Source organism: Hymenobacter agri (genome assembly GCF_054778495.1).
In genome coordinates this window covers 1-7,292 of record NZ_BAAGZM010000179.1, presented here as the reverse complement: position 1 = coordinate 7,292, position 7,292 = coordinate 1, and the positions used below count along the sequence as shown (strand labels likewise).

Here is a 7,292-nt window from a genome sequence, read left to right as displayed (position 1 = left end):
CCCACCGACCCCGCCGTGCTGGCCCTGCAGGGCGACTACCAGCGCCGCTATCCGCAGGGACGCTTCAAGGAGTTGCTGCCCGTGCCAGCGGCGGCTCATCCCACCGGCCGCCGCTAGCCGCCGGCCTCTTCCTCAACCCTATTTATCATTCCTTTATTTCCCACTTCTTCTCCTTTTTTCTTCATGCAAATTGTGAAACGCGCAGCCTTGGTGGCTGTGCTGGCACTGGCTGCGCCCGCGGCCTTCGCCCAAACCCAAACCCTGACCGGCGTGGAGCGCGCGCGGCGCTCCATGCTCTCGCCCATCTACGACGGCAACGAAGTGAAGGGCTACGTGATGTTTGCCCGCAGTGACAAGGCCGACCGTAAAAACGACAACTACCTGCTCGACCTCTATGACCAGGATTTGAAAAAGGTGTCGTCCATTGTGCTGCAGAAGCCTTCGGGCCGCTACACGCTGCTGAAAAACACGTTCAACGGCTCGGCATTCGCGTTCTACTTTTTCAATGGCAAGGACGAAACGCTGGAACTCGAAACCTACGACACCAGCCTGCAGAAGCTCGGCAGCAAGGTTATCGGGGAGCTTAGCAAGAGCGACCTGCGCACCCTGCAGATGCAGATTCGCTACGACGACCCCGCGGCGGGCGGCTTCATCACGGGCATGAACCTGTTTCCGGTGCCGGGGCTGGGCTTTGTGCGCAATGGCTATACCGGCAGTATGGCCAAAGGCTACACCCTGGCCATTTACGACAATAAGCTGGGCATGCACTGGCGCACCACGTCCAGCGAAAACGCCAAGGAGTACGAGTCGCTCACCCTCACCGAAGCGGCCGATAAGTACCTGCTGGGCGTGATGCTGCGCCGCGACGGCGTGCTCTCGCGCAAAGCCACCTCGTACATGGTGGCGCTGGACGCCAAAACCGGCAAGAAAATACTTGATTTGCCGGTCGAAACCAGCAAGACCGAGCAGCTCTCGCTCAGCTCATTCACGTTCGACCCCGACAAGCGCGAGTTCGTGGCCGTGGGCGAGTATTATAAGCTCGACGACAAGCCCTTCGTGAACAAGAGCCAAGGCTTCTACGTGAAGCGCTTCAGCGAAGCCGGCAAGCCGGTGAGCACCAAGAGCTACGGCTGGCACAACGAGGTAGCCGCCCTGATGCCCGCAGAGGCCAAGGCCAGCCTCGAAGACAACTACGTGAACTACAACCACTCGATTTTGAAAGGCGCGAACGGGCACCTGTATGTGGTGGCCGAGCAGTTCAAGATTGTGGGCGACGGCCTGGGTATTGCGGCCAACATTTTGAACGGCGGCCACACCAGCGCCAGCGTCTCCAAAGGCAAAGTGGGCAACCTGCTCATCTTCGAGCTAGACCAGGATGCCAAACTGGCCAACGTGAAATTCTACCCCAAAACCGTGACCAACGCCGAGCTGCCCGCCGGCACCGGCTTCATGGGGGCCGGCCTGCTCGGCCAGATTATGAAGGTGCAGGGCGACTTCGACTACCAGTTTGTGCAAAAGAACGACGACGATTCGAAGTTTAACGTCGTGTACGTCAACTTCGACAAGGAGAAAGGCGAGGACGCTAAAACCTACGTAGGCAACATTGCCTTCGGCGACAACGGCAAGTACACCGTCGATAAAATTGAGATTCCCGCCGGCCCTACTTATTCCTTCCTGTACCCCGCCAAGCCCGGCTACGTACTGATTACGGACTACCTGAAGAAGAAAAAAACGCTCGACATGCGCCTAGTGAAGGTGAACAACTAGCCCCGGCGGCAGATTCGCAACAGACAAAAAGGCCCGGCAACTTGCCGGGCCTTTTTCATGCCTGAAGGCGGTAAAAGGAAACGCTTCAGCCGGGCAGGTTGGCGCTGGCCACCAAGCGAGCTCCCCGGGCGGTGAGGTCGGCCTGCGCCGCCGCCCAGCCCTCGGCCGAGATGGCGCGGGTGGCATCGGTGACGACGGTGGTGGCGAAGCCGGCGGCCAGCGCATCCAGTGCCGAGTAGTACACGCAGTAGTCGGCGGCCAGGCCGGCCACCACGACTTCCGTTACGCCGCGGCCGCGCAGGTAATCGGCCAGGCCGGTGCTTTTGCGGTGGCCGTTGTCGAAAAATGCGCTGTAGCTGTCGATTTCCGGGTTCATGCCTTTGCGGAAGATAGCCTCGATGCGTTCGGGGTGCAGGGCGGGGGCTAGGGCCGCGCCGTCGCTGGCCTGGGTGCAGTGGTCGGGCCAGAGCACCTGAGGCAGGCTGTGCAGGTCAATCTGCTCGAACTGGCTGCGGCCGGCGTGGCTGCTGGCAAAGCTCTGGTGGCCGGCCGGGTGCCAGTCCTGCGTCGCTACCACGAGGTCGAACTGGGCTTGCAGCTCATTCACGAGCGGAATGATTTCGTCGCCGGCCGGCACGGCCAGCCGGCCGCCAGGCAAAAAGTCGTTTTGAATATCGATGAGGAGCAGGGCGCGCATGGGCAGGAGGGAAGGGGCCGGTACCGAACCGACGTTGCCGGTTTTCTTACCTTAAAACCAAGTATTCGCGGCGGGGTTACGTTAACGCAGGTATTATCCTTGAAAAACCGTTTCTTCATGCCTAATCTTCAAAACCAAATCGCCCTCGTAACCGGTGCCACGTCCGGCATCGGCCAGGTAACGGCCACCGAGTTGGCCAAAATGGGCGCCCACGTCGTCATTCTGGCCCGCAACGCCGATAAGGCTGCCACGGCCCAGCAGGAAATCAAAGCCGCCGCCGGCCACGACCACGTCGACGTGCTGCTCGCCGACCTGGCTGACCTGAGGCAGGTGCGCCGCGCGGCCGCCGAGTTCAACGCCACGTATCCGCGCCTCGACGTTCTGGTGAACAACGCCGGGCTGATTTTTGGGGCCGAGCGCCAGCTCTCGCCCGATGGCAACGAGCTGGGCCTGGCCACCAACCACCTGGGGCCATTCCTGCTCACCAGCCTGCTATTCGAAAAGCTGCGCGCCAGCCCGGCGGCCCGCATCGTGAACGTGGCCTCGATGGCCTACCAGTTTGCCCGCCCCGACATCCACGACCTGCAATCGACTCGCAGCTACGGGGCCATGCGCGTGTACGCCAACACCAAGCTGTTCAACATCATGTTCACGCAGGAACTGGCCCGCCGCCTGCGCGCCCACGGCATCGCTAATGTGACAACCAACGCGCTGCACCCCGGCGTGGTGGCCAGCAATTTCGGCGACAGCGCCGGCGGCTGGCTGGGCAAGCTCACGGCGCTGGCCCGGCCCTTCATGATTTCGGTGGAGAAAGGGGCCGAAACCAGCATTTTCCTGGCCTCCGACCCATCGGTGGCCACCACCAGCGGCGGCTATTTCGACAAGAAAAAAACCGCGCCGGTGAAGAACGACTTCAATACGCCCGAGCATGCCCGCCAGCTCTGGGAGCAGAGCGAGCAGCTGACGGGCACGCGGTTTCTGGCGTAATCGGGCTGCCGGTTGCCGGGTTTGCCTTTCTTTGCGCATTATGGCTGAATCTGAGATTGATATTGCCGCCTACGTGGCCCGCACTGGCTACGCCGGCCCGCTCGCGCCCACGCGCGAAACCCTGGTGGGGCTGCACCGGGCGCAGGCCTACAGCATCCCGTTCGAGAACCTCGACATTCACCTCGGCCGGCCCATTGGTCTCGACGCGGCCAGCCTGAGCCGCAAGCTGCTGGCCGAGCGCCGGGGCGGCTACTGCTATGAGCTGAACGGCCTGTTTGGGCGGGTGCTGCGGCAGCTGGGCTTTGCCGTAACCAACCTAGTGGGCCGCAACCTGATTGCCGGCGCGCCGCTGCGCCCGCGTGCCCACCAGCTTTTGCTGGTCGAAGCCGAGGGCCGGCCCTGGGTGGCCGACTTGGGCTTTGGCGGCAACACCCTGCTCGAACCCATTCCGCTGGAAACCGGCCCCGCGCACCGCATGGGCTTCGACACCTATCGCCTGCAAGTCGCGCCCCAGCACAACTACCACCTGCAATTGCTGCTCGACGGGCAGTGGCAGAGCCTCTACACCTTTACCCTGGACGAGGCCCAGCCCAGCGACTACCAGATGATGAGCTACTTCTACTCGAATTCGCCCGATTCGCCGTTTCGGCAGCAGCGCATCTGCGCCCGCGCCACGCCCGAGTACCGCGCCACGCCCGAGTACCGCGCCACGCCCGAGTACCGCGCCACGCTGGTCGACCGCGAGCTGAAAATCCGGCAGCCCGACGGCCGCGCCACCGCTACCATACTGGTCGATGAAGCCGCCTATGCCGCGGCGCTGCGCCAGCACTTCGGCCTGCACCTTTCGGAGAGCCAGGTGGCCCGGCTCTTTGCCTAAGCCGGGCTTACGCCGGGGCGTGCGACTTCGGGTGCAGCGCCCGCCACTCGTCTTCCAGAATGCCCATTTCTACCAGTGTCCAGTAGCCGTCGCCGTGGCGCACCACGTCGCGCAGGCGGCCTTCTTCCTGGAAGCCGCACTTGAGGTAGCAGTTGATGGCCGCGTGGTTGAAGTCGTAGACGCCCAGGCTGATACGGTGTAGCTTCAGGTCTTCAAACCCGATGCGCAGCAGGGCCTTCACCATGCCCTGACAAATGCCGCGGCGGCGCTCGGTGGTGTTGCCCACCAGCACGCGGGTGATGCGCCCGGCCCGGTCGCGCTCGCTGATGCCGCCCAACGAAATGTGGCCCACAGTGATGCCGGTTTTGGAATCGACGGCTTTGTAGATGAACACGCTGGGGTCGTGCACGTCGTTGGCCCCTTCGATGTACCAGCTCAGGCCCGACTCGGTGAGCGGGAAGGAGAACATCGAGCCGCTCCACTCTTTCATCAGCCGCTCGTCGTCGACCCACTCCATCAGCTGCGTGAAATCGTCGGAGGTAAAGGGTTCGAGCTTAATCATGAGGCAAAAGAAAATGGAGCGGATGAAGCCGCAAGATACGGCCCCAGCCGCCCAAGGCCGGGCTTATTTTCGGCTTGGAAGCCGGTTTTGCGCAGCCGCTAGGCCGCCGGGCCCGTACTGCTTTTATTTCTTCGCGCTGCTATGAACCTTGCCACCAACACCATTCTACTCACCGGCGGCGCCTCGGGCATCGGGCTGGCGCTGGCCGTGCGCTTTCTGCGGGCCGGCAGCACCGTTATCGTCGTGGGCCGCCGCGACGATAAACTTACCGAAGCCCAGCAGGATTACCCCGGCCTGGTAGTGCGCCAATGCGACGTGGCCGACCCCGCCCAGCGTCAGGAGCTCGTGCTTTGGGCCACCAGCACCTACCCCAACCTGAACGTGCTGATAAACAACGCCGGCATTCAAAACCGCATCCAGCTGGCCCACGACCACGATACCGACTGGGAAACCCGCCGGCAGGAGTTGGTTATCAACATCGAAGCACCTATGCACCTGAGCACGCTGCTGGTGCCGCACCTGCGCCACCGGCCGGGCGCGGCCATCATCAACGTCACTTCGGGGCTGGCGTTTGCGCCGGCGGCGTTCGCGCCCATCTACAGCGCCACCAAGGCCGCCCTGCACTCCTTCACGCTCTCGCTGCGGTTCCAGCTGGAGCCGGAGGGCATTGCCGTGCTCGAAATCGTGCCCCCTGCCGTGAACACCGACCTCGGCGGCCCCGGCCTGCACACCTTCGGCGTGAACGTGGATGAGTTTGCCGATTCGGTGATGGGCCGGCTGGCCCACGGCGAGCAGGAGGTAGGCTTCGGCAGTTCGGAGGAGCGGCGGAAAGCCTCGCGCGCCGAGCTGGACGAATATTTCCGGATGATGAACAAGCGGTAGAAGCGAACGGCAAAAAAGGACGTCATGCTTCGACTACGGCTGCGCCTCCGCTCAGCATGATGTCCTTTTTCCAAAATAGGTTACTCTCGCCCGCGCAGCGGGTACTGCGCCGGAATGCCCTGCGACTTGGCCGGCTGCTTGGCCATATCCTGCAGTATCACCTCGATGGCTTTGGCCAGCTGCGGGTCGGCCCCGTTCTGGGTGTCGGCGGGGCGCACGTCCACGTCGATGTCGGGGGCCACGCCTTCGTTTTCGATTTCCCACTTGCCGTCGGGGCTGTAGATGGCGAAGCTGGGCGAGGTCACGCTGCCGCCGTCAATCAGCGGCGGGTAGCCCGAGATGCCCACCAGGCCGCCCCAGGTGCGCTTGCCCACGATGGTGCCCAGCCCGCGCCGCCGGAAAAACGCCGGCAGCGCATCGCCGCCCGAACCGGCAAACTCGTTCACCAGCATCACCTTCGGCCCGTAGATGGACGAGCCCGGCGACGTGAACGTGCGGCCCTCGCGCGGAGCCCAGTAGCTGAGCAGCGGCCGGTTCAGCAGGTCCAGAATGTAGTCGGCCACGAAGCCGCCGCCGTTGAACCGCTCATCCACAATCACGGCCTGCTTGTCGAGCTGGCTGAAGTAGTAGCGGTTGAAGAATTCGTAGCCCTCGGCCCCGGTGTTGGGCAGGTACACGTAGGCCACTTTGCCGCCGGTCAGGCGGTCCACGGTGCGGCGGTTGTCCTCCACCCAGGCCATGCGGCGCAGGTTGGCTTCGCTGGCCACCGGCACTACGGTTACTTCGCGGGCGCCGCTGGTGCTGGGTTTGTCGTTCACCAGCAGCGTAATCTGCTTGCCCACGGTGTTCTCGAAGAAGCTATACACGTTGTCGGTGCCACGCAGGGGGCGGTTGTTCACGGCCAGCAGGTAGTCGCCGGCCCGCACGCCCACGCCGGGCCCGGTGAGCGGTGCGCGCAAGCCGGGGTTGAAGCTTTCGCCGTTGAATACCTTTTTGAAGCGATAATGCCCGTCGACTACCTCGTAGTCGGCCCCGAGCAGGCCCACCGGGTTGGCTGTAAGGGCGGGCATGTCGCCCCCGCTTACGTAGTTGTGGCCCACCACCATCTCGCCCATCATCTCAGCAAACAGGTAGTTGAGGTCAGCCCGGTGCGCCACGTAGGGCAGGAAGCCGGCGTATTTCTTTTTGGTGGCGGCCCAGTCGAGCCCGTGCATGCCGGGGTCGTAGAAATAGTCGCGCTCCAGCCGCCACACCTCGTCGAACATCTGGGCCCACTCGTGGCGCGGGTCCACGTAGGCGTCGAGGCCGGTGAGGGCCATGCGGCCGTCGTTGGCGGCCGGTTTGCCGGCAGCTTCCACGATGCCGTAGGCATCGCGCGGGGCCATATAGAGCAGCTTTTTGCCGTCAGCGCTCAGGGCATAATCATTCACTTCGGCCAGGTATTGCTCGTTTTTGCGCTCCTTCAGGTCGTAGCGGTGCAGGCGCTGGGTGGGGCCGGCCTGCGCCGCGTCGGGGCCGGC

The 7,292-nt window shown here is 63.5% G+C and carries 7 protein-coding genes; 4 read left to right on the top strand and 3 right to left on the bottom strand.

Features of this window, described 5'->3' with window-relative positions:
- The first annotated feature begins 183 nt into the window (after nucleotides 1–183).
- Nucleotides 184–1,767 carry a DUF6770 family protein gene (locus ACYVDE_RS10760; protein WP_460501518.1) on the top strand — a complete coding sequence of 528 codons (1,584 nt, stop codon included), beginning with the start codon at nucleotides 184–186 and terminating at the stop codon, nucleotides 1,765–1,767.
- 85 nt (nucleotides 1,768–1,852) lie between these two features.
- Here the strand turns inward: ACYVDE_RS10760 and pncA are convergent, their stop codons facing one another.
- Entirely contained in the window at nucleotides 1,853–2,464 is a 612-nt protein-coding gene (gene pncA / locus ACYVDE_RS10755) for a nicotinamidase (protein WP_460501517.1), read from the bottom strand.
- 117 nt (nucleotides 2,465–2,581) lie between these two features.
- On the opposite strand from pncA, the gene ACYVDE_RS10750 reads away from it, so the two are divergent.
- Both ACYVDE_RS10750 and ACYVDE_RS10745 read left to right on the top strand, forming a co-directional pair.
- Complete coding sequence (locus ACYVDE_RS10750; protein ID WP_460501516.1) at nucleotides 2,582–3,451, top strand: SDR family oxidoreductase; 870 nt, start codon at nucleotides 2,582–2,584, stop codon at nucleotides 3,449–3,451.
- A gap of 40 nt (nucleotides 3,452–3,491) precedes the next feature.
- Entirely contained in the window at nucleotides 3,492–4,328 is an 837-nt protein-coding gene (locus ACYVDE_RS10745; protein WP_460501515.1) for an arylamine N-acetyltransferase family protein, read from the top strand.
- 7 nt (nucleotides 4,329–4,335) lie between these two features.
- On the opposite strand, the gene ACYVDE_RS10740 is transcribed toward ACYVDE_RS10745, so the two are convergent.
- Nucleotides 4,336–4,890, bottom strand: coding sequence for a GNAT family N-acetyltransferase (locus ACYVDE_RS10740; protein WP_460501514.1), 555 nt, complete (start codon nucleotides 4,888–4,890; stop codon nucleotides 4,336–4,338).
- Nucleotides 4,891–5,031: 141 nt separating this feature from the next.
- Here ACYVDE_RS10740 and ACYVDE_RS10735 point away from each other — a divergent pair, with 141 nt between their 5' ends.
- Complete coding sequence (locus ACYVDE_RS10735) at nucleotides 5,032–5,772, top strand: SDR family oxidoreductase (protein WP_460501513.1); 741 nt, start codon at nucleotides 5,032–5,034, stop codon at nucleotides 5,770–5,772.
- 80 nt (nucleotides 5,773–5,852) lie between these two features.
- Here ACYVDE_RS10735 and ACYVDE_RS10730 read toward each other — a convergent pair.
- Nucleotides 5,853–7,292 (bottom strand): PDZ domain-containing protein (locus ACYVDE_RS10730; RefSeq protein WP_460501512.1); only part of this gene is annotated, 1,440 nt, incomplete at its 5' end.